At 70.9% G+C, this 24,172-nt stretch carries 27 protein-coding genes and 1 pseudogene; 4 read left to right on the top strand and 24 right to left on the bottom strand.

Going from position 1 to position 24,172, the window contains the following annotated elements; translation table 11 throughout:
* The first annotated feature begins 139 nt into the window (after nucleotides 1-139).
* Complete coding sequence (locus tag ACZ52R_RS23260; RefSeq protein ID WP_360489726.1) at nucleotides 140-850, top strand: spermidine synthase family protein; 711 nt, start codon at nucleotides 140-142, stop codon at nucleotides 848-850.
* A 106-nt stretch (nucleotides 851-956) separates the two neighbouring features.
* Nucleotides 957-1,994: a TetR/AcrR family transcriptional regulator C-terminal domain-containing protein gene (locus tag ACZ52R_RS23265; RefSeq protein ID WP_465619966.1), complete on the top strand. Its 1,038-nt coding sequence runs from the start codon at nucleotides 957-959 to the stop codon at nucleotides 1,992-1,994.
* 164 nt (nucleotides 1,995-2,158) lie between these two features.
* On the opposite strand, the gene ACZ52R_RS23270 is transcribed toward ACZ52R_RS23265, so the two are convergent.
* The 3 genes from ACZ52R_RS23270 to ACZ52R_RS23280 all read right to left on the bottom strand — a co-directional run bounded on the left by ACZ52R_RS23270 (nucleotide 2,159) and on the right by ACZ52R_RS23280 (nucleotide 5,636).
* Nucleotides 2,159-3,991, bottom strand: a complete 1,833-nt coding sequence (locus tag ACZ52R_RS23270) for a hypothetical protein (RefSeq protein WP_465619967.1) — start codon at nucleotides 3,989-3,991, stop codon at nucleotides 2,159-2,161.
* A gap of 139 nt (nucleotides 3,992-4,130) precedes the next feature.
* Nucleotides 4,131-5,030: a TetR/AcrR family transcriptional regulator gene (locus ACZ52R_RS23275; protein WP_465619969.1), complete on the bottom strand. Its 900-nt coding sequence runs from the start codon at nucleotides 5,028-5,030 to the stop codon at nucleotides 4,131-4,133.
* 87 nt (nucleotides 5,031-5,117) lie between these two features.
* On the bottom strand, nucleotides 5,118-5,636 hold the full coding sequence (locus ACZ52R_RS23280) for an NUDIX hydrolase (RefSeq protein WP_360489720.1): 519 nt from the start codon (nucleotides 5,634-5,636) through the stop codon (nucleotides 5,118-5,120).
* A gap of 103 nt (nucleotides 5,637-5,739) precedes the next feature.
* Between ACZ52R_RS23280 and ACZ52R_RS23285 the strand changes: the two genes are divergently transcribed.
* Entirely contained in the window at nucleotides 5,740-6,960 is a 1,221-nt protein-coding gene (locus tag ACZ52R_RS23285) for a serine hydrolase domain-containing protein (protein WP_360489718.1), read from the top strand.
* Nucleotides 6,961-7,043: 83 nt separating this feature from the next.
* Here the strand turns inward: ACZ52R_RS23285 and ACZ52R_RS23290 are convergent, their stop codons facing one another.
* The 5 genes and pseudogenes from ACZ52R_RS23290 to ACZ52R_RS23310 all read right to left on the bottom strand — a co-directional run bounded on the left by ACZ52R_RS23290 (nucleotide 7,044) and on the right by ACZ52R_RS23310 (nucleotide 9,979).
* The gene (locus tag ACZ52R_RS23290; RefSeq protein ID WP_360489716.1) at nucleotides 7,044-7,367 is read right to left on the bottom strand and encodes a nuclear transport factor 2 family protein; all 324 of its coding nucleotides are present in this window, start codon (nucleotides 7,365-7,367) and stop codon (nucleotides 7,044-7,046) included.
* A gap of 243 nt (nucleotides 7,368-7,610) precedes the next feature.
* A pseudogene (locus ACZ52R_RS23295) lies at nucleotides 7,611-7,742 on the bottom strand (aldehyde dehydrogenase family protein); the annotation flags it as partial.
* A gap of 58 nt (nucleotides 7,743-7,800) precedes the next feature.
* The gene (locus tag ACZ52R_RS23300; RefSeq protein WP_465754013.1) at nucleotides 7,801-8,058 is read right to left on the bottom strand and encodes a hypothetical protein; all 258 of its coding nucleotides are present in this window, start codon (nucleotides 8,056-8,058) and stop codon (nucleotides 7,801-7,803) included.
* 128 nt (nucleotides 8,059-8,186) lie between these two features.
* The gene (locus ACZ52R_RS23305) at nucleotides 8,187-8,699 is read right to left on the bottom strand and encodes a hypothetical protein (RefSeq protein ID WP_465754014.1); all 513 of its coding nucleotides are present in this window, start codon (nucleotides 8,697-8,699) and stop codon (nucleotides 8,187-8,189) included.
* Between the two features lie 143 nt (nucleotides 8,700-8,842).
* Nucleotides 8,843-9,979, bottom strand: a complete 1,137-nt coding sequence (locus ACZ52R_RS23310) for a helix-turn-helix domain-containing protein (RefSeq protein WP_465754015.1) — start codon at nucleotides 9,977-9,979, stop codon at nucleotides 8,843-8,845.
* Nucleotides 9,980-10,352: 373 nt separating this feature from the next.
* Between ACZ52R_RS23310 and ACZ52R_RS23315 the strand changes: the two genes are divergently transcribed.
* The gene (locus tag ACZ52R_RS23315; RefSeq protein ID WP_465664178.1) at nucleotides 10,353-10,598 is read left to right on the top strand and encodes a helix-turn-helix domain-containing protein; all 246 of its coding nucleotides are present in this window, start codon (nucleotides 10,353-10,355) and stop codon (nucleotides 10,596-10,598) included.
* A 119-nt stretch (nucleotides 10,599-10,717) separates the two neighbouring features.
* On the opposite strand, the gene ACZ52R_RS23320 is transcribed toward ACZ52R_RS23315, so the two are convergent.
* The 16 genes from ACZ52R_RS23320 to ACZ52R_RS23395 form a co-directional block, all read right to left on the bottom strand.
* A complete protein-coding gene (locus ACZ52R_RS23320; RefSeq protein ID WP_465754016.1) occupies nucleotides 10,718-10,900 on the bottom strand; it encodes a hypothetical protein in 183 nt (60 codons plus the stop codon).
* Nucleotides 10,897-11,403: a hypothetical protein gene (locus ACZ52R_RS23325; protein WP_465754017.1), complete on the bottom strand. Its 507-nt coding sequence runs from the start codon at nucleotides 11,401-11,403 to the stop codon at nucleotides 10,897-10,899. The genes ACZ52R_RS23320 and ACZ52R_RS23325 overlap by 4 nt, the downstream gene beginning before the upstream one ends.
* 267 nt (nucleotides 11,404-11,670) lie before the next feature.
* Nucleotides 11,671-12,855 carry a helix-turn-helix domain-containing protein gene (locus tag ACZ52R_RS23330; RefSeq protein WP_465754018.1) on the bottom strand — a complete coding sequence of 395 codons (1,185 nt, stop codon included), beginning with the start codon at nucleotides 12,853-12,855 and terminating at the stop codon, nucleotides 11,671-11,673.
* Nucleotides 12,856-12,952: 97 nt separating this feature from the next.
* Nucleotides 12,953-13,579: an HAD family hydrolase gene (locus tag ACZ52R_RS23335; RefSeq protein WP_465754019.1), complete on the bottom strand. Its 627-nt coding sequence runs from the start codon at nucleotides 13,577-13,579 to the stop codon at nucleotides 12,953-12,955.
* A 264-nt stretch (nucleotides 13,580-13,843) separates the two neighbouring features.
* Entirely contained in the window at nucleotides 13,844-14,209 is a 366-nt protein-coding gene (locus tag ACZ52R_RS23340) for a hypothetical protein (protein ID WP_465754020.1), read from the bottom strand.
* Nucleotides 14,206-14,631: a hypothetical protein gene (locus ACZ52R_RS23345; RefSeq protein WP_465754021.1), complete on the bottom strand. Its 426-nt coding sequence runs from the start codon at nucleotides 14,629-14,631 to the stop codon at nucleotides 14,206-14,208. Before ACZ52R_RS23345 ends, ACZ52R_RS23340 begins: the two co-directional genes overlap by 4 nt.
* Nucleotides 14,631-14,882: a holin gene (locus ACZ52R_RS23350; protein WP_465754022.1), complete on the bottom strand. Its 252-nt coding sequence runs from the start codon at nucleotides 14,880-14,882 to the stop codon at nucleotides 14,631-14,633. Before ACZ52R_RS23350 ends, ACZ52R_RS23345 begins: the two co-directional genes overlap by 1 nt.
* Nucleotides 14,882-16,462 (bottom strand): GH25 family lysozyme, encoded by a 1,581-nt coding sequence (locus tag ACZ52R_RS23355; protein ID WP_465754023.1) that lies wholly within the window; start codon nucleotides 16,460-16,462, stop codon nucleotides 14,882-14,884. Before ACZ52R_RS23355 ends, ACZ52R_RS23350 begins: the two co-directional genes overlap by 1 nt.
* Before the next feature lie 11 nt (nucleotides 16,463-16,473).
* Nucleotides 16,474-17,283 carry a hypothetical protein gene (locus tag ACZ52R_RS23360; protein ID WP_465754024.1) on the bottom strand — a complete coding sequence of 270 codons (810 nt, stop codon included), beginning with the start codon at nucleotides 17,281-17,283 and terminating at the stop codon, nucleotides 16,474-16,476.
* Nucleotides 17,280-17,723, bottom strand: a complete 444-nt coding sequence (locus ACZ52R_RS23365) for a DUF1003 domain-containing protein (RefSeq protein ID WP_465754025.1) — start codon at nucleotides 17,721-17,723, stop codon at nucleotides 17,280-17,282. Before ACZ52R_RS23365 ends, ACZ52R_RS23360 begins: the two co-directional genes overlap by 4 nt.
* Nucleotides 17,720-18,259 carry a phospholipase D-like domain-containing protein gene (locus tag ACZ52R_RS23370; protein WP_465754026.1) on the bottom strand — a complete coding sequence of 180 codons (540 nt, stop codon included), beginning with the start codon at nucleotides 18,257-18,259 and terminating at the stop codon, nucleotides 17,720-17,722. The genes ACZ52R_RS23365 and ACZ52R_RS23370 overlap by 4 nt, the downstream gene beginning before the upstream one ends.
* A gap of 37 nt (nucleotides 18,260-18,296) precedes the next feature.
* Nucleotides 18,297-19,997: a glycosyl hydrolase family 28-related protein gene (locus ACZ52R_RS23375; protein WP_465754027.1), complete on the bottom strand. Its 1,701-nt coding sequence runs from the start codon at nucleotides 19,995-19,997 to the stop codon at nucleotides 18,297-18,299.
* Nucleotides 19,994-20,305, bottom strand: coding sequence for a hypothetical protein (locus ACZ52R_RS23380; RefSeq protein WP_465754028.1), 312 nt, complete (start codon nucleotides 20,303-20,305; stop codon nucleotides 19,994-19,996). Before ACZ52R_RS23380 ends, ACZ52R_RS23375 begins: the two co-directional genes overlap by 4 nt.
* A 21-nt stretch (nucleotides 20,306-20,326) precedes the next feature.
* A complete protein-coding gene (locus ACZ52R_RS23385; RefSeq protein WP_465754029.1) occupies nucleotides 20,327-21,529 on the bottom strand; it encodes a hypothetical protein in 1,203 nt (400 codons plus the stop codon).
* Nucleotides 21,530-22,591 (bottom strand): hypothetical protein, encoded by a 1,062-nt coding sequence (locus ACZ52R_RS23390; protein ID WP_465664164.1) that lies wholly within the window; start codon nucleotides 22,589-22,591, stop codon nucleotides 21,530-21,532.
* 37 nt (nucleotides 22,592-22,628) lie between these two features.
* Entirely contained in the window at nucleotides 22,629-23,876 is a 1,248-nt protein-coding gene (locus ACZ52R_RS23395; RefSeq protein ID WP_465664163.1) for a phage distal tail protein, read from the bottom strand.
* Between the last annotated feature and the right edge of the window lie 296 nt (nucleotides 23,877-24,172).

Consider the following 24,172-nt stretch of genomic DNA (forward strand, 5'->3'; position numbering starts at 1 on the left):
GGCTATTGTCGGGCGGGTACTCGTCCGCACCGGGACGGTCCTGCGGTCACACCGGGACGGTCCGCAGTCGAGTTCGCCCGAGTTCACTTGAGTTCACTTGAGTTCGCCCGAGTTCGCCTGGGTTCGTCGAGGAGGACGGATGACCACCGCACTGCCCGAACGGGACGGCCCCGAGGCCGTCGTCACGCTCGACCGACGGGAAGGCCCGTTCGGCGAGGTGGTGCTGCGGCAGCGCGGACGGCACTTCGAGATCATCGCCAACGGCTGCTTCCTCATGGACACCGCCGACGGACGCTCGGAGCGACTGCTGATCCAGGCCGCGCTGGACGAACTCGACCGTACGGGCAGCCGGCCCGAGCGGCCGGCGGTCCTGATCGGCGGCCTCGGGGTCGGCTTCTCGCTCGCGTACGCGGCGGCCGAGCCGCGCTGGGGCCGCATCGCCATCGTCGAGCGGGAGACCGCGATCATCGACTGGCACCGGAACGGCCCGCTCGGCGCCTTCTCGGACGGCGCGCTCGAGGACGAGCGGGTCGCGGTGCTCCACACCGACCTGCTGGAGTACCTCGCGGCCGCGGACGGCGAGCGCTACGACGCCCTGTGCCTGGACATCGACAACGGGCCGGACTGGACCGTCACCGACTCCAACAACGGGCTCTACGGCGCGGACGGACTCGCGGTGCTCTGGCACCGGCTGCAGCCGGGCGGGGTGCTGGCGGTGTGGAGCGCCCAGCCGTCGCAGGCCTTCGAGGAGGCGCTGCGGGGGGCGGGCTTCTCGGACGTGGTGACGCACGAGATCCCGGTGTCCCGGGGAGTGCCGGACGTGGTGCACCTGGCGCGGCGCGCGGGCTGAGAGCGAACCCGGCCGACGCGAACGGCGGTTGGCGGGGATCGGCTGCTGGGGTTTCTCCCATGGGACTTCTCCCTGGGGCAGTGGAGGGTCTGGCGGGCGGTGGTGGGTGGTGGCTGAGAGCGGTACTCCCTCGGAGCGGATCGCGGCCGAGCTTCGACGGCGCATCGTGGCAGGGGAGTTGGCGCCGGGGGCCCGGGTGCCGTCGACCCGGCGGATCACCCGGGAATGGGGCGTGGCGATGGCCACGGCGACCAAGGTGCTGAACCGCCTGCGGGAAGAGGGGCTGGTCCGCGCCGTTCCGGGGGTGGGGACGGTGGTGGTCGGGACCAAGGCGTCCGGGGCTACGGCGGTCGAGGCTGCGGTGGCTGGGGCGAGGGTTGCCGGGGCGAAGGGGGCTGGGGCCGAGGCGGCTGCGGCGTTGGCTCCGGCCGCCGTTCGGCGTGCGCGGGCCGGCGGTGAGCGGGACCTCACCCGGGAGCGGATCGTGGCGACGGCCGTCCGGGTGGCGGACGTGGAGGGGCTGGCGGCGCTGTCGATGCGACGGGTCGCGACGGACCTCGGGGTCGCGACGATGTCGCTCTACCGTCATGTGCCGGGCAAGGACGAGCTGTTGCGGCTCATGCTGGACGTGGCCTTCGGCGAGCAGCCTCTGCCCGAGCGGCCGGCGTCGGTGTCGGCGTCGGACTGGCGGGAGGGGCTGGAGTCGGTCGCGCGGCTGCAATGGCGGATCTACCGGCGGCACCCGTGGCTGGCGTCCACGATGTCCTTCACCCGGCCGGTGCTCGCGCCGGACGCGGCGCTGCACACCGAGCGCTCGATGGCGGTGCTGGCGGGACTGGGGCTGAGCCGGGAGGAGATGGCCCAGGCCTCCGTCGCGCTGGCGGCGTTCGTGTGCGGGCTGGCCGTCCACTTTGAGCGGGAGGCGCAGGCCGAACAGGACAGCGGGCTGTCGGCGGACGAGTGGATGGACCGTCTGGACGACGAGGACCACGACCGGCTGATGTCGGACCCGGACCGGTTCCCGATGTTCGACGCGATGAACCGGGGTCCGGAGATCGACCTGAGTCTGGAGGCGCTGTTCGAGTTCGGGATGGCGCGGATGCTGGACGGGATCGCGGCGGTGATCGAGCGGCGGCGCGCGTGACGGGTGGCGGAGGGCAGCCGACGGCTGACCGGTGACAGGTAACAGATTTCAGGTTTCAGATTTCAGCGAACGAAATCTGAAATCTGAAACCTGTCAGCTGTGACCCGTCACCCGTAGCGTGTCGTCTGTTCGCCGTTCCCTGCTCGCGCGCGCAGCTGCCAGGCTCAGCCGAACGGACGGTGCTCCGGCGTCGCGTTCGCGTCCGCCGCTGCCTCGGGCTCCTTCGCCGGCGTGGACGGGAAGTCCGGCATGGCGAAGGGGTCGAAGTCCGGCGGCGGGACCATGACCGGCGTGCCCTTCGGGCGGTCCTCCGCGGTCGGCTCGGCCTCCGCCGCGACTGCTGCCGCGACGGGCGCCGGGATGACCGGCGGGGTCGACGGCGGCGGCGGGATGGCCGGGCCCTGCGGGGCGAGGGTGGTGCCGAACGGGTCGCTCTTCCGGTCGGCCGCGACCGTCGTGCCGAACGGGTCGGCGGCGGCGGGCTGCGCTGCGGGCGCGGCGGCCGGTGTGGACGGGAGGTCCGGCATGGCGAAGGGGTCGAAGTCCGGCGGCGGGACCATGACCGGCGTGCCCTTCGGGCGGTCCTCCGCGGTCGGCTCGGCCTCGGTGGTGGACGACTCGGCGACGGGCGCGAAGGGGTTGAAGTCCGCGGGCGGAACCCGCACCGGCGTGCCGCGCAGGTGGACGGGCAGCTCCGTGGGCTCCTCCGTCTGCGTCGGCGTCGGCGTCTGCGTCTGCGTCTCCTCGACCGGCACCGGTTCCGGATCCGGTGCCTGAGGGGGAGCCGGCACGGTGGCAGGCACGGCGGCGGGCGCGGCGCCGGTCGGGGCCGGCTCGCCGTCCCAGCCGAACTGGATGCTCTTCAGCAGCTCCGCGAACGCCTCGGTGTACAGCTCCCAGTCCTCCGGCCGCGCCGTGGACAGCTGGGCGCACAGCACCGTCCCGCCGTCCGGCAGCGGTACGAAGGCCTGGACGGCCGAGGTGACCACCCAGCGTCGCTGCCCGTCGGCGGCCAGCGGTCCGGGCACCGGGACGGTCCGTCCCTCGACCAGGACGGCGGCCGGGCCGGCCGGCAGCAGGACCGTCCACACCTCGGCGTGCCGTCGGACGGTGGCCAGCTCGGTGGCGAGCGCGGTGATCGGCAGCGGGTGCCGGGCGAGCGAGACGACGAGGGCGGCGTCCGAGGTGCGGTCGTCGAGCTCGAGGGCGCAGACGCCCGCGTACGCGACGCCCGCGTCCTGGATCAGGTCGGCCAGGGTGGCGGCGACCACCGCGAAGTCGCGGCGCGGCTCGGTACCGGTGGTGCTGAACAGTTCCTCGGCGACCTCCGCCAGGTGCCCGGACAGCTCGGCGGCCGCCGCCGCGGTGGCCGGGGCGGTCCCGTCGGCCGGGTCCGCGTCGGCGGGCAGCGGGGGCACCGTACGGGCGGAGACCCCGGGGGGCCCGCCGGGGGAGGTCAGCGGGTGGAAACCGGGCGGGACGACCAGCCGGACCTCGGCGCCCGCGCCGGTGGGCAGTTCGACCGGTTGCCGGGTCTGCTGTCCGGCCGCCAGCGCGGCGAGCGCCGGGGCGAACGGCGGGCGCAGCATGGCGTCGGCGAACTCACCGGTGACCGGCAGCTGGAAGAGCGCGGCCGAGGTGGTGCCCCGGTCGGCGATGGCGCCGCGCACCGGTCCGCCGCCGTAGCGGGACTGCAGCGCGTCGATCACCCGGTCGGCGATCCGGGCGCCGGTGCCGGGACGGGCGGAGCCGACGGTGATCACCGTGCCGAGCCGGTCGAGGGCGGCGTGCACCGGGCCGTTGGGGGCGAGCGGCAGGCCGAACAGCGCCTCGGCGGCGGGGTGCGCGGTCGCGCGCAGGGCGCTCAGCGAGGCCGCCGGGTGGCGCGAGGTGTGCTCGTCGAAGAGGGCGTCGGTGAGCGTGCCGAGGGTCGCGCAGACCTGCTCGGCTGCCGCGAAGGGGTTGGCCTCCGCACTGAACTGGACGTCCTGGGTCAACTGGTGAGCCCCCCGCTCTGCTCCGTCTGCCGTCGGTGGTTCGGGTGGAATCGGGCCGGTCGCGGCGGCGCGCCGTCAGATCCCTGCCCATTCCTATCAGAGCCCGCCGTCCTGACCGAACCGCAGGATGACCGGATGATCACTCGGACGAGCGCGTCGGCGGGGGCTCCTCGGTGGCCTCAGCGGCACCGGCGGCCTCGGCAACCTCGGTGGCCTCCCCAACCTCAGCGGCCCCGGTGGCCTCGGTGGCGAGCGCGGTGAGCGCGTCGAGGATCCCCGGGACGGCGAGCAGCGCGGCGAGGTCCCGCACCAGACGCCCGGTCGGCCCCTGCGGGCGCTCGTCGGCGAAGAAGGAGGCGAGCTCGGCGGCGAGCGCCGGCTCCCGGGCGGCGGTGATGGTGAGTGCCGCGACGAACTCCTGCACCAGGTGCAGCTGCAGTTCCTCCAGCGGCACCGAGCGCTCGCCAAGCCACTCCAGCGAGGTGATCTCGGCGTTGGCGATCCAGGCGCGGACGGTCAGCCGCAGCGCCGGGCTGGGCGAGGGGATCGCCAGGTGGGCCAGGATCTGCTCCTGCGCGGCCCGGCGGACCTCGTCGATCACCGCCGAGGTGCCCGCGCTGGCGGCCACCGAGCCGCCCCGCAGCAGCGCCGCGAAGCCCGGCCCGTGACTCTGCACGAAGTCCAGGTAGCGGCCCATCACCCGGTACAGCCGCTCCGACAGCGGCCCTTCCATCGGCTCCTCGAAGCGGGCCGACAGTTCCTGGCCGGCCCGCCGCAGCGACTCCTCGTACAGCGCCTGCTTGCCGGGGAAGTAGTGGTACACCAGCGGCCGGGAGGCGCCCGCGGCGGCGGCGATGTCGTCGATCGACACCTCCTCCGGCGGCCGCCGGCTGAACAGCTCCAGGGCCACGGCGATCAGCTGCTCCCGCCGCTCGTCCACGCTCAGCCGCCGACGGGGCCGGTCACCCGCCGCCGCCCGGGCGGGTGCGGAGGTCCGTGCTGCGCGGTCGGCCGTCGGGGACGGCGTACGGGAGGCCATGCGGCCAGCCTATCCGGCGGTGGTCCGGGGGCCCATGCGGCCGTCCGTGCGGCGGTTGTGCAGCGTCCACGCGGCGTCTGCGGCCGTCTACGCGGCCCGGAAGTCCAGATAGCGGCGGTAGGCCTCGCGGCCGTCGGCGACGAAGGTGTCACGGGCGAGGCGCTCGGCGAGTTCGTCGGGGGTGAGCCAGGTGTGCCAGGCGACCTCGGACTCCTGCGGGTCGACCGGGCCGTCCCATTCGGCCTCGTACATGTCGCACCACCAGGTGAGCTTGCCACCGTCGGGCTCCCGGAAGAGGAACTTGAACATCGGGCGCGGGACGATGCCGTGGACGCCGAGTTCCTCCTCGGCCTCGCGGACGGCGGCCTCGGCGTAGGTCTCGCCCGAGCCGACGACGCCGCCGACGAACATGTCGTACGCCCCGGGGGCGAACAGTTTGGTGTCGGTGCGGCGGTGGACGAAGATCCGTCCGGCCGGGTCGCGGACCAGGATGAAGACGCAGCGGTGGATCAGGCCGCGCCGGTAGACCTCGCCGCGCAGGGCGGTCCCGATCACCCGGTCGTGCTCGTCGACGATGTCCAGCAGTTCTTCGGCAGGGTTGGTCATGACGGACAGGTTAGGGTTTCGGGGCCCGACTCGAACGGATCTTCACGATCCTTCGAACACGGGTGGACCATGACGATCGTTACCGGGGTGAAGGCGGCGCGCGATGGTGGAGATCTGGGGCGAGACGGCCGAGGGGTTCGAGCCCGTACGGGCGGCCTTCGCACGGAACTTCGCCGAGTACGGCGAGCTCGGCGCGGCCTTCGCGCTGTACGCGCACGGCCGCAAGGTGGTCGACCTGTGGGGCGGCGACGCCCGGCCCGAGGTCGGCGGGCGGCCCGCGCCGGCGGTGCCGTGGACGGCGGACACCGCGCAGGTGTTGCGCTCGGTCACCAAGGGCCTGACCGCGACCACCGCGCTGCTGGCCGTCGAACGCGGACTGCTGGACCTGGACGCGCCGGTGGCCTCGTACTGGCCGGAGTTCGCGGCGGCGGGTAAGGGCGGGGTGCCGGTGCGCTGGCTGCTCTCGCACCGGGCCGGGGTGCCCGCGCTGGACGTGCCGCTGCGGTTGGAGGACGTGCTCACCTGGGAGCGTGCGGCCGCCGCCGTCGCCGCGCAGACGCCCGCCTGGGAGCCCGGCACGGCGCACGGCTACCACCCGTACACCTTCGGCTGGCTGGTCGGCGAGGTGGTGCGGCGGGTGAGCGATCGGACGATCGGACAGTACTTCGCCGAGGAGATCGCCCGGCCGCTCGGACTGGACCTGTGGATCGGGCTGCCGGCCGGGGCCGCGCCGCGGGTCGGCAAGCTGGTCGACCTGCCCGCCCCGGAGGCGGCCCGGACCGGACCGAGCGGGCTGCGGCTGCGGCCCAAGCAGTCCGTCCGGGACGCCTACGAGGACCCGAGTTCGCTGACCGCGCGGTCGTTCGCCTCGGTGCGCCCCGGGGTGGACCTCAACGACCCGGCGGTGCAGGCCGCCGAGATCCCCGGCGCCGGCGGTATCGGCACCGCCCGTTCGCTGGCCCGGTTCTACGCGGCGCTGATCGGCGCGGCCGACCGCCCCGACGGCTCCGGCGCGCTGCTGCCGCCGCTGCTCGGACCCGAGGTGCTGACCCGCGCGGTCGGGCCGGCCGTGCACGGGCCCGACCGGGTGCTGATCGTCAACTCCACCTTCGGCCTGGGTTTCTGGCGGCACGGCCCGACCGCGCCGATGGCCTCCCCGGCGAGCTTCGGGCACCCCGGGCGGGGCGGTTCGCTGGGCTTCGCCGACCCGGAGCTGGGGCTGGGCTTCGGCTACGTCACCAACGGCATGCAGCCGGGCGTCACCGGGGACATCCGCTCGCGGAACCTGATCCGTGCGGTGCGGGGGTGCCTGGGGCTGTCCTGAGCCCACAGACCGTCCTGAGCCCGGAAGCCGTCCTGCGCCTGCGGGCTGTCCTGAGCCCGGCAGCCGTCCTGCGCCCGCTGGGTTCAGGCCTGGCCGGTGTCGAAGCGGCGGATCTTGCCGCCCTCGACGGTGAAGCGCCACGCGGTGCGCATCATGCCCCAGGTGTCGTTGGTGAACTCGGCGACGAGCGCGTGGCCGCCGTTCGACTCGGTCTGGACGGCCATCCGGCCGTTCGGGCCGAAGATCTCCCGGTCGACCCAGTCCGCCAGCTCGCGCTCGGAACCGTCGTCGGACATGGCCGCGTCCGGCGCGAGCAAGGCGAAGAAGGCCTCGCGGTCGCCCGCGTTGATCGCGGTGACGAACGCGCGGACGGCGGGGTCGGTGAGTTTGGCGGGGGCGATGGTCATGTGGGACTCCCGGAGACGGGTGAGGGGTCGGGGAGTCCTGTCTACGACGTTCGCGGGGGCCGTCCGGGCATGTCGGCGGCGCGTCGGGAAAATGGCAGGATTCATGTGCTTGGATCCCGAAATGGGTGATTCGGCCCCACGGCTTGACCCGAGTGATGGCTCGACCCGAGTGCCCGCCGCGGGGAGTGGCGGTGGAGCGGGAGACCGGAACCGTCTCCCGCTCCACATTTCCGCAGGGCCGGCCTAGAAGAAGCCGACCGCGTCGGGGGAGTAGCTGACCAGCAGGTTCTTGGTCTGCTGGTAGTGCTCCAGCAGCGCCTTGTGGTTCTCCCGTCCGATGCCGGAGTTCTTGTACCCGCCGAAGGCCGCGTGCGCGGCTTTCGTAAAAGGGGGTACAAAGGCCTGCGGGATGTGCGCGCTGGATTGCCGCAGGTCAGGTGGCGTAGGCCGCGAGCTCGACTACCTCGTCGCGCAGTCGGCGGGTCAAGGCCGTCATGTCACCGACGCTCATCGTCGCCAGGTTGACTTCCTCGGCCTCCCGCAGGCTCGCCCAGCATCGTAGGGGCCCACGATGCAGCCGCAGCAGGTCTGCAAGGGCTCCTCGCAGGCTCTCAACGAGCAGGATGAGGTCCGCGGGCGCGAGACCCTTGAGCGCATTCTCGGCGGCCCGGGATGACGCCTCCAGGGCCATCTCAATGCGGACGGCCTCAAGGGCCGACGGCGCCGCTGGTGCGGTGACTCTCGGAGGCTGTGGCTGGGGTCGGCTGATCGGAAGGGGTGTGACTGCACGTGCCGCGCGCATGTTCTGAGGGTCCTTGGTCAGCCGAGAGTCGGGTCGTTGCTGGATCGTGGTGACGGGATGCCGAGCTGCGCCTCCAGGTCCAGTCCGATGAGGCCGCGGTCGGGGTGGGTGCTCCGGATGACGAGGTGTGCGGCGGAGTTGAGGATCAGGTCGCACAGCGGGAGCCCGGCCAGGTCGACGTCGGGGTGGACGGTCGCGACGAGGACGCCGCGATGGTTCGCGAGCGGGGCCTGGATGCGGGTGGCGCCGTGGCATTCGGCCAGTGAGGCGCTGGTGGCGTCGTCACAGGCGGGGCTCAGGTCGATCCAGTAGCCGCCCGGGGCCATGGACGGCAAGGCGCGGGCCGCCGCCTGCCTTGAGGCGGCGGCCGAGCCGAAGGCGGTGAGGAGTACTCTGGGGGGCTCCTCGCCTGCGGGTGCGTCTGCGGGTCCGTGGGTGGCGGGGGCATTCAGGGTGAAGCCGGCGTTTGTGAGGCGGCTGGTGATCGTGTGCGCGTGCGGGATGTTGCCGAGGATCGTGAGGGTGGTCACCTAGGCCTCCAGGCTGGCTGAGATTGATCGATCTCCTGGCGCGGGAGGACTACGGTAGGGGCGCACGCCCGGCGCACGGAACGGAAAATGTGCACCTGTTTCGCCGCGAACCCACAACATCTGCACCTTTTGTCAGATCATCATCACGAGCGAGGCCTTCTGTCCGGCCACTCGCCGACCTCTACCTCGCCGAGCGCCGCCGCAGCCAGGTAGACCCCTCCGCTGCCGACGACCCCCAGGTCCGACTCGTCGGCCTCGCTCGGCAGCGAACCGAGAAGTCGCCGGCGGAGGAGCGACTCGGCGGCCCGGAGGTGATCTCGAACCGCCGCCGGCCGCAGTCCGAGCGCGTTGGCAGCCTCGGCGACATGACCGTCGTGACTCAGCCAAGCCGTCACTGTCCGGCGTAGGGGGCGCGAGTCAGAGTCGAGACGCCCGAGGAGCGAGTCTGCCCAGTTGCGGACCTCCGAGGTGGTGAGAAGCTCGGCCAGGGTGGGCGTCGGCCCCGCTGGGGAGCTGCCGCAGTCGGAGGTGGCATTGACCTCAAGTGCCAGGTCCAGCGCTGCCCTGTCCGGGAATCTGTCCAGATTCAGGCCGAGCAGGTCACCCACGTACTGCATGCGTTTGGCGACCACGTTCCGGCCCGTCGGGATCATTTTGGCGGCGGCCGAGTGGTTGAAGACTAGGCCGAGACGCACCGTGTCGACCAACTGCTCGGTACGGCCCGTCGACTGTTGGAGTAGAGGGGCCAAGAAGTTTGCCGCCCAGTTCACAGCTCTGTCTCCGAGCACGCAGGCGAGTCGGATGTCGGAGCTGTAGAGAGCGGCCCGGGCGTCGATGTACCGGGCGCTGAGCAGGGCGTTGGATGCGTCCCTGTAGGCCTGGGCGACCTGGTTGAGGTTGGAGATCCCGCTGCCGCCCAGATGCCAGGCGGGGAGTGAGTCGAGGAGGTCCCGCAGGCGCGTGCCTGTCCGGTCCCAGCCTGTGGCCGGTGATCCGGGGGGCGTGTTTAGGGGGGCGATGACGATGACGTCGCCCTCGTACGCCAGGCACCTGGTCACGAACGCGCGCTTCCCGACGGCGTCCTGGCACGCGGCGAGGACGCGGCTGCGGTCGGGCGAGGGTCCGTGGGCGATGTAGACGCGGCATGTGTCGGTGTCGAATGTGCCGGGTTCGAACAGCGGGCTGATGATGCGCCGGAAGTCGTCGGCGTGCCCTGTCATGAGGAGCTGGAGGCCGGCTATGCGGATCTGGTCGATGAGGGTGTGAGGGTCTGGCTGCACGCTGTCGTCCTGTCAGGCCTGGTGGTGGGGTCTCCTGTGTGGGGCGGGGTTAATGGGTGTCCAGGTGCCTGGCGGGTTGGGTGGTTGGCGGCTGCGGTGTGTGGGGTTTGGCAGCCTGGCACGGCCCCTCCTTGCGTGTGGTCGGTCGGGCGATCGAGCGGATGGTTGCATGCGTTTGGTGGGTGCACCTAGCGATATGTCGAACGAGTGATCAAGCTCGCGGTTGTGTTTGGCGGTGTCAGTGCGTGCGTGACCGACGGATGGTTTGTGGTGGATACCCTTCCGGTTCCGCTGCATGCTATCGAACGTGTTATCGATCAAATGGTTGCCCTGGTATGCAGACAATTGATCATGGTCGCGCCAGCGTCAAGGGGTGCCGACCCCACCTCAACGCCCACCAGACGCCCGCCAGCAGCGGGAACGTCGCGAGGTCGGCGATCGGATCCGCTTCCTCCGGCGCCAGCGGGGCGTGAGTCAGGAACGCCTAGGCGAGATGATCGATCGTGACCGCCAGTCGATTTCGAATTGGGAGAACGGCAAGACGCCGCCCAGCCTCGACGACCTCGTGGCCGTGGCGCGCGTGTTCGGCGTCGAGACCTGGCGGCTGCTCTATGGGTGATGGCTGGCCGTACCGTCGTACGGCCGGCCATCGGTCTGTGCTACTCGCTCGGCAGGTTCGGCGGCGGCGGGGTCGACGGGCCGGTCGGCGGCGCCTTGGGGCCTCCGAGGCGCTGGAGTTCAGCCGTTGTAGGTACGGGTGCGGGTCCCGCGCGGAGGCTCACCGGGACAGTCGTCGTGCTCGACCAACTCCCGGCGCTCGTCGATCGTGCGTATCGGACGGCCGCGGGTGTACGCGTAGCAGCGCGGGCAGTGGCCCATGGTGGTCCCGGGGTGGACCGGCTTCCCGCCGACGGTGGTCACCGAGCCACCGACCCGCCCGGGAAAGCGCCGCTGCGATACCCGGCGAGGTTCACCCGGCCGCGGATCCACTCGCCGGCGGTCTCCCGGATCGGGAACATTAGCGGGCGCCGGCCGGTGCCCGCGGTGACCAGGCCACCAGTCTCGGCGTCCTCAATCGCCCACATGCGCCGCCCCAGTTCATCAGTCGGCAGCTGCACGACGGTGTACCTGGCGGCGATTCGCTGAGCGCGGGTCAGGCCGTCGCCGCACCAGACGCGGACGATCGCCTGGCCGCCGCCCACTAGGCCGAGGGGCCAGTCGACGACGCCGGACCCGGCCATCATGCGCTCCAGGTCCGCCGTGTCCCCACTGCCCAGCAGCCATCCCATGGCTTTGAGCTCGTAGTCGCTGATCGGCAGCTGACGGACCGTCTGCCACAGCACCTCCATTGCCTCCGGCACCGGTTTGGTGACGCGGTCCAGGTGGCCGTCCACGGCTACAGTGAGGTCGCCCTCGATGCTCATTCAGCACCTCCCATGGCGCAGGTGGCGCAGGCCACGACGGCCCAGCCGAACGGGGCCGAGCCCTCACCGGTCGATGTGTGGACGTGGCCTGCCGGGAACAGCGGCGGCTCAGGCGAGCCGCAGCTGATGCAGGCCTCCCCATGCAGCCGCGCAGGACTTATGGCTCCAGGATCGGAAACGATCGGTGTTGTCCCTGTCACGCCCCCTACGATCCCCGGCCGCCACCCCGGGATTTACCACAAGCTGTGGTAAAGATCCGCGCGCGCCTCAGACGGCCTTCGCCCACCGTGCGAGCGTCAGCACCCGCTCGTCTCGCCCCCGCGTCAGCCGCACCATTGTGGCCAGCGACGTTCGCACCTGCCCGTGCTCACGGACATGCTGAGGGGCGATCTGTCGAGCCACCAGCAGCGACTCGGCCGCGTGCTGCGGCTGGCCGAGCTGCACCTGGGCGCGGCCGAGGTCGATGTAGTAGTGGCTTCGCCGTTCGGCCGGCAGCTCTCGCGGCGGAGCCCACCGGGCAGCTGCAGCCACCGCTGCGTGGAGGTCGCTCTCCTCGCCGAGTTCGACGGCTACCGCGAGCCGGTGGATCTCCAGCGAGTCGGGCCCCACCGCTGTGCCGTTGTACAGTCGCTCTCGCACCTGACGGGTGAGTTGCTCAGCCTCGCGCAGGTGGGTGCGGGCGTCGTCGGCCTGGCGCATGCGGCCGGCCGTGACCGCGGCCCGCATGTGCAGAGCTGCAGCTGCTGCTGCCAGCCGCTCCGTCTGCGGCGCTGGCATCCGGTCCACGGCAGCCCTCAACGACCGCAGTCCGGGGCCAAGTTGCCCAGCTGCAAAGAACGTCTCCATGCGGACGTAGGCCGCTGCCGCGTCGAGTGCCGGGTCAGCAGCGATCGCAGCCGCCCACCGCATCAGTTCCACCAAGCGGGCCGAGAGGTCGCGGTACGCGTACTTGTAGGCCACCGCGTCCGCCGACCGGATTGCCAGCGTCAGCAGCCGTGCCGCCTCCTCCCGCTCGCGCCCGTCAGACTGATCAACCGCGCGGAACAGCTCGGCAAGCAGGGAGGGCATGCGCTCACTGAGGCGGACGTACCGGGCCTGCACCCGGTCCTCGACGGCAGCCGCAACGTCGGCGCCAATCTGCGGCAGGGGCCTGACCAGACCGTCCTCCGGTAGGTCGTACGCCGCGATCGCCCGCTGCAGGTCTGGGATGGCCTGGTGAACGCGACTGTCCGTCCGACCAGGGCCGCCCAGTAGTTCCTCCGGGGTCGTCCCAAGTGCGCTCGCCAGCGCTGAGAGCACCTGGTCACTCGGGTGCCGTTCGCCGTCGCCGATCTTCTGGATCATGCTGGGCGAGACCCCCGACAGCTTGGCCAGCTGACGACGAGACAGTCGAGCCGCAGCGCGGGCCGTTTCGAGGCGAAGGCCAAGCGTGGGGGCAGTGGGCGCGGGCATACTGGGCTCCGTTCCGTGGTCGCACTCGGAACGGTACCGGCGCCCGCATGGTGTCGGGCGAGATCGCCTCGGCGGCCACGCCGTCAGGGCGATCCTGCTACTGGCTGGCGAGCAGATCGGCCAGTTCCGTCAGCGAGTTGACTGCCCAGTCGGCGTCCGGCGCCGCGGTGGTGAGACCGATCGGGCCGCGGCGGAGGTGGACAGCCCGTAGTCCCGCAGCTCGGGCCGGCGTGATGTCGTTCGCCGGGTGGTCACCCACGTAGGCGATCTCGTGTGGCTCGCCGGGCGCCCACTCGATCACCCGCTCGAAGAAGCCGGGGCCCGGCTTGGCGACGCCCCACTCGGCTGAGGTAGCGATATCGTCGGCCGGCAGGTCGAGCGCGCGCAGCAGCGCAGACACAGCAGCGTTCTGGTTGCCAGCGATGCCCACCCACAGCCCAGCCTCGCGCAGTTGGGAGAGAGCCGGGCGTACGTCCGGGTAGAGGTCCGTCTCGTCGAGGTAGTCGCCCTGACCAGCAGCCTGCCGGGCTCTCCATTCCGCCCCCACGTCCACACCAGGGCGCATGATCCGGATCGCGTCCGCGTTGTCTCGACCCTCGGCCACGACCATGCCGACCAGCGCCGACAGGGTGTGCTGCGGCACGCCGAGCCAGCGGGCCCAGTCACCCCAGTAGCGGGTGTCACTGGTCAGGGTTTCGCCGATGTCGAAGACCACAGAGCGCATAGGCCGAGCCTACGGGAGTGCGCCGCTTGCTCTCTCGTACGATGGCGCCATGGCCGACATCGACATCCCCGCTGACCTGCTGCCCCTGCACACCGCGGCCCTCCTCGCTGAGCGGGCGATGACCGAGGCCCGCCACAACTAGGCCTTCTGACAGGCGAGTCACGATGCGGCCAAGAAGGCGCTCGACGGCGAGCAAGCCTGAGCCCGTCGACGACGAATCGCCCCCGCCCGACCCTCCCGAGGGAGAGCTGAGCGGGGGCGTGGTCACACGTCGAGGCCCTGAAGATACGGCCTCACGTCCTCGGGAATGGGCTGTGGGGCCGGAGGCGGCTCCAGCCCAGACGCCCGGACGAAACCAACCATCGAGCGCACCCATCCGGCGAGGTAGCGAATGGTGTACTCCTGGCCGGCGAGCCGTGCTCGCTGCTGGACCGACTCCAGCTCCTGCTCGTCGAGACGCTTGCCGAGACGGTCGAGCTCGTGCTGCATGCGGGAGGTGACGACGCGGAAGTCGTCGCGGCGCTCTTGGCTGGCGCTGCGGCGGCCGGCGCGGGCGGTGTAGACGGTGCCGCCGAGGGTGACGGCTGCGGCGCCGACTGCGGAGATGGCGGCCCAGGATTCTCCACTCACGGGCGCCTCCGGTCGTGCTGGTCGTGCGGTGGTTCGGGCCATTCGGCGGCGATGAGCGCCACGCCACAGAAAGATCCCCAGACGACGGCGCTGGCCCAGCCGCGGGGGTTGTCGTACAGCCACCAGCTAGCCAGACTGCCCAGCGCCCACGGGGCGACGACGAGGTAGATGGCCGGGTAGCCAGGCCAGTCCCGTCCCGGTGGGCGCCACGCGCAGACGATGGCGAGCAGGCCCGCGGCGATCCACGCCCACGCCCATAGGTGCAGGGGCATCAGGTCGAGTAACAGCCTGATGCCCCGGGTGTCCTGGGGTGGCTGGACGAGCAGGCTGTAGCCGTAGATGCCCGCCATGACGCCCTTGAGGGCGAGGACGGCGCCGCGGCGGCCCACCCGGCGTGCGGCCCGGTGGACCGCCCCGCGCATCACGACTCCAGCGGCTTGACGGTTGCGAGGGGCGGAACCAGGTCCGGGCGCGGGGTGTGCCGGGCCTGGTAGCCCGCCACCCCGGCGATCGCGGTCGGCACGATCGCCAGGACGAACGGGGCGAGCCACTCAGGCAGCCAGCCGACCAGTCCGGGATGGTCCTGCACCGCGGTGAGACCGGCGAGCAGCGAGGTGGTGCCGAGGTAGGTGGCGGCCGCGGCGGCCTTGACCTTGGTTTCGATCTGGGCCATCAGGAAGTCTCCTTCGAGGCAGGGGCGGTGGGGGTGGTAGTGACGTGCATGTCGACGCCGGCGGCGAGGGCCTTGGTGACGGCGGCCTCGATGGCGGCCGTCACGGTGGCGGTGTCGACGCCAGCGGTGCGGTCGAGGAGGGTCTGGACGACGGCGTCCTGGGCGGCGATCTGGGCGCGGGCCGCAGCAAGCTGCAGCTGCAGCGGGTTAACCGCGGCGGCCAACCACTTCGCGGGCACGAGAGCGTCGTCGCCGGCTCGCTGCTGCCAGTTGACATCCACGTTCGGAAGGCCGTGCTCCCATACGGCGGCTGGGATCTGGGCGATCAGGTCGAGCAGGCTCGGGGACCCGTCGCCGTCATAGTGGCGGCCTGACCAGGTCACGTCGTCGCGGGCAGCGAACACCCCCTTGGTGACCAGGGCGATGATCTCGTCGTCGGTACGTGCGGCCATGTCGTCGTCCTCCTCGGGTCGTGGGGCGCCGGCCTGGACCCACGCGTAGAGCGGTCCGCCGGGGCAGTCGGTCTGGTAGCCGTCCCTGTGGCCCTTGATCTCGGGCCCGGCGGCGGCGTTGGCCTGGTAGTCCTCGATGGCGTCGCGCAGGCCCTGGAGTTGGGCGTCGGTTGGCACGGTGTAGCCGGACGATCCGACGAGTGCGCAGATCGCGTAGTGCTGGGCATTGAGCGTCTGGTCGCCGTTGGCGCCGGACCTGACGTTGTGGCCACGGCCTTCGAACCGATAGCCGTGCTCGCACACCAGCTCGTTGTAGGCGATGTCCATCCAGTGCTGGACGGGGTCAACCATGTGGGCGGCTTGGACCTTCCGGACGTACGCGGCGCACGTGGAGTGGTCGCCGAACTGGTAGGCCTCACCCAGGTAGTGGATCTTTACGCCGAGGGCACCTGCCATCGGGGTGTAGGCGCCTGTCGGGGCCGCCGCGCCCCACGCAGCTCGGGGTACTCGTCCCGGCGACGTCCACGCCGCGGGTGCGCCCGGCGTCGGAGGCGGGACGGGCTGCGGAACTGTCCCGCCGGCCCAGGCCCGAAGCTCGTCGAAGCTGCCGTTGTAGACGTCCATGTCAAGCGGCGTGTCCGCGAACTGGTGGAAACGCCAGGCAGCCTGGATCCTCGGGGAGCCAGCTTGGACGTAGTCGGCGATCCAGAGGAAGTCGCCGGCGTTGTCATCGGTCCGGCGCCACCAATCGGCGCTGGTGTACAAGCCGACCCGGTTGTTCGGGTAGCGCTGCTTGACCGCCGCCAGCCACGCGTTCTTCGCCGCCGTCGCGGTACCGTCTGAGACAGGCTGACCGTACGGTTCGAAGTCCAGCACCAGCAGCTCGCCAGGCGGGACGGTGCCAATCACCTGACAGAAGTGATCGATCTCGCCCTGGACCGGGTTCTCGCAGTGGATGAAGTGGTAGTGGCCGACGACCAGCCCGCGGCTGCGGGCGTCGGCGAGCTTGGCTGTGTAGCCCCGCTGGCTGGTCCGGGCACCCTCGGTCGCCTTGATGAAGACGAACTGCGCGTCCGCAGGGATCGAGGACTGGTAGTCGGAGACGTCGTAACCGCGTGCGAGCGCCACGGTCCCTCCTCTCACAGGCCCTTGGCGGCCAGCCAGGAGTGGGCCGCAGCCGCGAACGCGGCGTCCGGGTCGGCCGGCGCCGGGGTCGGGGTGGGCGGGGTGGAGAGCACGGGCACCGTGACGTCGCCCTGCTGGGACAGCAGCCACTGCAGGTCCGGCGCGGCGAGGTAGCCGCGCCCGCCCTGCCCCCAATCGCCGCCCCACGAGTTGGTGAGCCAGAACCGGTCGGTGTCGGCGTCCCAGCCGGTGATCTCGATCTCGTGGCCGCCCGCGACGCCGGACGCCGGGTCGACCGGGATCCGCCCGTCAGCGCCCGGCGTGAACATCGACTGGAGCCACGGGATTCCTAGGAGCGCCGGACCGGACTGCAGAGCGGAGCGCACTGCGGACAGGGCGAATGCGTGGGTGTAGCCGGTGGCCAGGCCCAGCGCCTTGAGGGCCTTCGCGACGCCGAGACCGCTGCTCCCAGTGTCGGCGGGAGGGTACTGCCCGGGCGCGCCGTCCAACACGGTGGCCAGCGAGTAGAGACTGACGGCGAAGGCCTCGTCCAGAGGGTGCTCGCCGGCCTGGAAGGCGCCGTGGGAAGCTGCGGCACCGGCCGCGCTGATGGTGACGGTGACGGCCCCCATGCGGCCGGCACTGTCCGTGCCGAGCAGGCCGGTCGCGGCGTTTCCGGTGCACGACCCGAGCTGGCCCTGATCGAGCACGGGTATACGCCGGGTCCACGACGTGGTGGTCAGTGCCGACTGCGGCAGGACCCCGTGGGCGTATGCCAGGGAGCGCGGGTCGTGGTCGACGAACCGTCCGAGGGCTCGGGTCATCGGTCCTCCTTGCGGGTGAGAGTGCCGTCGATGGCGGTCACTTCGGCCGCCGGATCGGTGATGCCGAGGTGTACGGCGATGGCCTTCGTCCAGGCCAGGGCCTCCCTGTCCACCTCGTAGTCGTGCTCCGCGCGCAGGCGGTCGTGTTCCGCCTGCCGGTTCTGGCTGAGCAGGAGTATCGGCCCGGTGAAGCCGGCCTGGAACGAGTAGACGAGGTTGAGCAGGACGAACGGATACCTATCCCACCGGGACCAGCCATGCAACGTGTTCGCCGCGATCCACGCCGCGGTGAACGCCGCCTGGGAGGTGATGAACCGCCAACTGCCCATGCCGCCGGCCAGACCGTCGGCGACACGGTCGCCGAGCGTCCGATCGTCGTGCCGGGCCTGGTTCGCCGGGTGCAGGTGCTCCGAGGGCCCCGAGGCATCGGCGGCCCTCACGAGCCTGCCCGCTTCGTCGCGTTCAGCATGTGGTGGTGGATGGCGTCGATGCGGGCGCGGGCCTCGGCGGCGACGAGCGGGTCCCGGATGACGGTCGTCTGGTTGTCCTGGAGCGCTTCGCCGGAATGGGACCAGTTCGTCGAGCCCGTGACAACGTCAAGGCCGTCAACGATCACCATCTTCATGTGCATGATCTGGCCGTGCTCACTGCGCCCGATCGCGACACTCGACGCCGGGTAGCCCTCCCGGGAGAGGATCGCCCGCTCATGCACACCGCCGGCCTGGCTGGAGTCGAGGGTGAGCTGCACGAACACGTGCTCGTCGGCGAGCTTCTCCCGGATCGCGTCGGCAAGATCGTCATCGTCAAACCCGTACATGGCGACCACCAGCGAGGTGCTCGCCGACTTTACGAGGTCGAGCAGGACGCCGTGGACGTCGTCGACCGGCGAGTACCAGGTGCGCACGTCCTGCGGGTAGCCGGGCGGGAATCCGCTGGTCTTGTGCTGGTCAAGAGAGGCGAGGCTGGCAAGCGCCAATGGGTCCTCCAGGGGTGTGATAGCGAGGTGGTGCCCGTCAGGCGATGCGGGTGGCGATCAGGACAGAGCCGGACCTGACGGTGGTAGACGTGGTGCTGGACGCGCCCTGCGCGAATTGGAACTGCAGGTTGCCGGACGTCGCGCTGGTGACCACCACGCCGCCGGGCCTGAGCGCCATCGGCGTTGCGGCGCCATTCGTGCCGAGCCGCCGGGTCGTCGCGAAGCCGATCGCCACCGCGTCGTAAGCCGTCAGGGCGCCGGTTGGGACCCCGAACGACGACCAGGAGCCGGTGGCCCCGCTGGGGACCGTGAGGGTGCACTGAAGGTCGCCGGCGGGCGAGTTGTCACCGGTGTAGGAGATGTAACCGTCGATCCGGTACGTAGCGTTGGCCGCCAGTGCCACGACCAGGGCGGAGTCATTGACCAGGGTTGTCGAGCTGGTCACCGACTGGTTGGAGGCCTTGTAGGCGGCGACCCGCTGTCCGATGCCCGACACCGTCAGGTTCCCGGTGACGGACAGGTTGCCGGAGACGGATCCGCTGCCCGCGCTCAGGCTCCCGGTGACGCTGGCGCTGCCTGCAGTGACGGCGCCCGGGAGGGTGACAGTGGCGGCGGTGACGCTGTTCGTGGTGGATGAGGCGTAGCTGGTCGCGGTGACGGTGGAGCTGTCAATCACAGTGGCGCTGGATCCGGTGTCGACCTTGATGGACGATGTCGCGCCGGCGCCGGGAGAGGCCTCCTGGACGCCGATCAGGGACACGCCCGTGGCGCTCCCGGTGACCCAGAACGCCGCGGCCTTGTTGACGGTGCTGTAGCAGCCGGTGAGGGCGTGGACGGACCCGCCGGAGACCTTGAACCCGGATCCGTCCTGGCTGGCCTGGGCAACGATGCTGTCGGCGCCACAGGAGTTCAGGGCGTTGGCGGAGCCGCTGCTGATCAGGTAGCCGCCGCCGCAGGCGGACGCTTTGCACCCGGTGAGGGTGGTGTACGAGACCGACGACAGGTTGAAGCCCTGCTGAGTGCTGGTGCTGCCGACGGCGGCGCAGGCGTCGAGCGCGTTTCCGGTGCCCCCGGACAGGTAGAAGGCGTGCCCGCCTACGCTGGAGACGCTGACCGAGGCGAGGCTGCATCCGGTGGGCGTGACCAGCTGGACGCCGTGGCTGCCGAACCCGGTGACGGCGACGTTGTTGACCTGGCACGAGGTGACCGGGTTCGCGCCGCTGTTGGCCTGCACGAACAGGCCGACTCCCGTACCGGATCCCGGGCCTTGCAGGGTCAGGTTCCGGACGGAGACGTAGTTGAGGGTGGTGGGGTTGTAGGCGACGCCGTGCGCGCTGGTGGACGTCTGCTTGAGCACGGTGGCGCCCGGCCCGGCGCCGAGGAGACTGACCTGGTTGGCCGGGGCAAGCGCGGAGGACAGCACGTACGTTCCGGCCGGGAAGTACACGGTGCCGCCCTTGGTTGCGGCTGCGGTCAGTGCGGACTGGACCGCCGAGGTGTCGTTTGTGGTGCCGTCGCCCTTGGCCCCGTACGCCTTGACGTTGAGGTAGTCGGTGCCGGACACCGCGCCGGGGGCCTGGAGGGTGAGGTTGCCGGAGGCGTCGGAGGTGAGCACGCTGCCGACGGCGGCGCCGGCGGGAACCTGGGCGGGCGGGCTGCCGGTGAGTACGAGCGGGCCGGTCATGGTGTCGCCGGCCTTGGCGACGCGGTCCGCCGCGCCGTACATGGAGGCCGTCATATGAGCTTCCCCAGGATGACGTAGGTGCCGACCTGGCCGATGCGGACTGGCATGGCGAGCACGCTGTCGTTGGCTGTCGGGGTGTAGGACGACAGGCGCCGGTACGGGCCTGTGAGGACGGTGGCGCCGTTGATGTATGCCCGGGGCTGGCCGCTGCTGTACGCCGGGTCGATGACTGCGGGCAGCGCGGCCAGCGGAAAGCCGGAGTCGATGCTGGTCGTTCGGTTCTCTAGCCGGCCGATTCGCTGCAAGGCGTTCTGGAGCGTTGCGGAGAACCTCGATTCGAGCGGGTCGGGGTAGCGGGTCATCAGCAGCTCCCTTTCTCCTGGTCAGGCGCCGACGGCGGATGTCTGGAGCTGGATCTTCTCGGCCTGCTGCGGGCCCGGCGGGTATGCCGTCCAGCCGACGACGCGCACCCGTTGCTGCAGGCCGGGCTGGCCGTTCGGGCCGGGCGGGTGCAGTGGCGAGGTTGCGACCAGGGTGGTGGCGTCGCCCAGGATGATGTCCCGCACCCTGGGGTATCCGGCGCCGACGGTCACCATCGGGTTGGTCATGGCCCGGGTTTTCATCGCGACCTCGCCGTCGGCGAAGCCGTCGATCTGGGCTTGGGAAACGACCCATGAGCCCTGCCAGGAGACGTTGGATTCCATCAGCGGGTACACGCCGTCGGCGAGGTCGACGGGGTCGGAGCCGTGCGGGTAGGCGGACTGCCACTGAAGGGCGGCGCCGTTCGGCGGGGCGGTGGCCCACACCATGTTGCTGCTCTGGCTGCCGGTGCGCTGGTAGCCGTAGTCGATGGCGTTGCCCGGGTAGATCAGGTTGTAGCCGGAGGAGGCCGCGGTACGCCCCATCCGCAGGTAGGCGAGCCGCAGGAAGATCGCGAGGTTGCCGGAGGAGTCGAGGCCGGGAACGAACGCGTACTCCAAGTTCCCTGATGCGCACATGTCCTGCCACGCGCCGCTGATCTGAGTCAGGTCCGAGTACGTGTAGGAGGCGGTCCACGGCACCCCGGCGGTGCCCGCGGTCCCTTGCGGCATCACCAGACGTGCCACGCCGCCGTTCTGCGCGACCATCGCCAGGTAAGCCGGGGTCCGGGTTGCTGCCGGAGAGACGGATGAGATGTACCCCGACTGCTTGGACGTGCCGTACCGGCACAGGTCCATGAAGGCGGTGAACAAGTCGACTTGCTGGTAGATGATGGTGTCGGTGACCAGGCGGTGTGACCACAGAGTGTCGATGGTCTGCGCGGATATCGGCAGGGTCCCGGGCTGTCGTCCCTGGTCGGGCCAGTCCCAGACGATGCCTGCCCACACGGGGTAGCCGTCCTGCAGGACCCACAGGACGGAGCGACGCGGCTCCAGCGCGGCGATGGCGGGCGCGTTGACCGCGGGCTCGGCGTTGAGCGCGAGGCTTCCGGTGAGGGTGCCGGAGCCGTTGAGCTGCATTCCGAACGACTGGACGGTGAGGGGCAGGCTGTCGGCGAGGACCCGGCCGGATATCAGGTCGGTGGAGGCGTAGGTGTAGGTGCTCACTCACATCCCGCCCGGCCCAACGCGCAGCAAGGTCTTGGCGGTGGCGCTGGCGGCGATCGTCGTCGAGTACAGGCCGCTGCCGTTCTGGACGGTCACCTTCACCGTGTGCGTCCCGGCGCTAGGCGTGTCGCCCGCGCCCGAACTCGTGAAGTACGACCAGGCGGAGCCGTTGTAGATCGTGCCGTCGCCGGGCAGGCTTGGCGTCCACGTGCCGTCGACCGCCGACGAGTCGATGTACATGCGGAAAGTCGCGATGAACGTGCCGCCGAGGCTGCAGCCGATTCCCGCGTACTTGAAGTAGATCTCGATGTCGGTGTTGCCGTCGGTGGTGATCGTGGCCGACAGTACGGTCTGCTCGCTGCCATCGAAGACGAAGTTGGTGTTCCGAGTCTGGATGATCGGCACCCACGGCAGCACGTGCAGCTGGGTGGCGTTGGTGGTGCCGTTGTTGTGGTAGAACGCGTTCGACGCGGGGTCGTAGGCGATCTGCCCCTTGTAGCCGTTCACCGTGCCGCGCGGCGCGACGAGGATGCCGCCCGTGGCGACGGTGAACGGCCGTACGTCCGAGAGCATCCCGGCCGTGATGGATGTTGCTGCGGCGGTGACCGTCAGTCGCGCCAGGGTGATCGAGTTCGCCGGGGCCGTAGGGACCGACGGCGAGGGCCCGGCCACGCCGGTGATGATCTGGATCGCCCCGAACGAGGATGAGCTGCCGACGTCGGACACATACGCGACGATGATGTCGATCCGGGAGTTCGACGGATCCGCGGTCTGCACGGTCAGCGTCGCCTGGGTTGACAGGGTCGACGCGTAGCCGCCTGCCGTCGGGGTCGACGAGTTCGGAACCACGTACGAGCCGGGCTGCACCGTGACCGTCATGCCAGTGCCCGCGGACACCGCCAGGCCGGTGCCGCCGACGACACCACCCAGGACGCCGATCGTGGTGCCAGTGGCGATGCCCTGGTCGTAGAAGTAGGCGGTGACTCCGCTGTTTCGCAGGTCGTTGCCGCTGTTGGCGTCGTAGGTGGCGCCCGTGAGCCACATGGGCAGGCTGGTGGTCACCTGTGTTGCCATTGGAGTCCCTCCCTGCGGCGCGGTGTCACACCCACGCGTCCCGCCAGTAGATGGTCGCGGTGGATCCGGTGCCTGTTCCGCCGCCGTACTGCACCTGGTTGGAGCCCGCCGACAACTGCCACCAGCCGGAGTTGAGGTCGGCTGGCCAGAACGTGCCGCCGGCGGACGGAACGCCCGGGGTGGTGGAGATCGTGGAGGCGTTCACGAAGCCCTGGCGGTTCAGGAAGTCGACTGTGAGGGTGTCGCCGGTGTTGAGCGTCAGGGTCGACCACGAGACCGTCTGCCGGGTGGTCAGGTTGGTCAGGGTGGGCCCGGTGACCGGGCCTGTGATGACCACGACCGGCGGGGATGCGAAACCGCCGGCGTTGTTCGCGACGGACACGCCCGGGGGCGGCGACGCCTTGACGGTGAACGGCACCGTGAACGGGGTCACCATGCTGCCGCCCGCGGTGGCGGGCACCACGCCGATCACGAGCGACCGTTGCACGGTGCCGTACTTGCGCGGGTCCGGTGCCACCAGGCCGACGGTGAAGGTGACGTCGGTCAGGGTGGGGTAGGCCTCGGTCAGTTTTCCGCTGCGCCGCACCCACGCGTATTTGGGGACCGGCTCGTCGTAGCGCAGCTGCGCCAGCCCACTGATGGGCACCGCCTGCTGGAGCAGCGCGCGGGCCTGGTCTCGGAGGGCCTGTGTCGGGGCCGACGCGGTGACGGTCCAGGTCAGGGTGCGGGGGGCGTAGAACTGGGGTGACGCCCAGCCTCCATGGTCGCCGGAGCGGGGGATGACGCCGGCGCCCTGGACGTCGGGGCCGTCCCAACCCTCCAACTTCTGCCACAGCCAGGCGATGCCGTTGCTGTCCACCTGCCCGAACTCGATGTCCAGGCTTCCGAAGATCAGGCCGCCGGTCCAGAACCCGGTGTCCCTCGCCGGGACGGGCGGAGTGAACCCGCCAGTGACAGAGAAGTCCTCGACGCCGAGGAACGTGTTGCTGCCGTACTGGCATGCCCAGTTCGCGACGTAGACGCCCTGCGTAGCAGTGGGGGGAACGTTCCAGGTGCAGGCGTACTGGCCGACGCCGATCCGCCACACCTGGCCCGAGACGGGTTGGCTGGCGCCCTGGTAGGTGTACGGGCCGGCGACGTCCGCGACGAAGCCGACCTGCTGACCGTAGGTGATGTCGAGCTGCACCGTGGACGGATCAGTGAGCGCGCCGCCGGTCTGGTTGTAGAAGTTGAGGTAGAGCGTCCAGGGCTGGCCTGCGACGGCTTGAACCATCCGTCACCACCTCCGGCACGTCACGCTGCAATCGGTCACAGTCCGGCAAAGGGCCACAAGGCCCGGCCCGCGGCGCTGCCACACTGGCCGCACCATTTCGTCACAGCCCCTGGGGAATCAGTGCGCCGTGTCATCCCGGCCCTCGCCGGTGTCGTCCTGCTGACTGCCGCCTGCGCCAGTACCACCACGCATCCGGCCGCTGCACCGCCGAGCCGGACGCCGGCCCAGACGGAGAGCCCGCCAGCGTCGCCTGCGGCAGCGACGACTTCGGCGCCCGCACCGGCTCCGACGACAGC

It is taken from the genome of Kitasatospora sp. NPDC034023 (assembly GCF_055575795.1).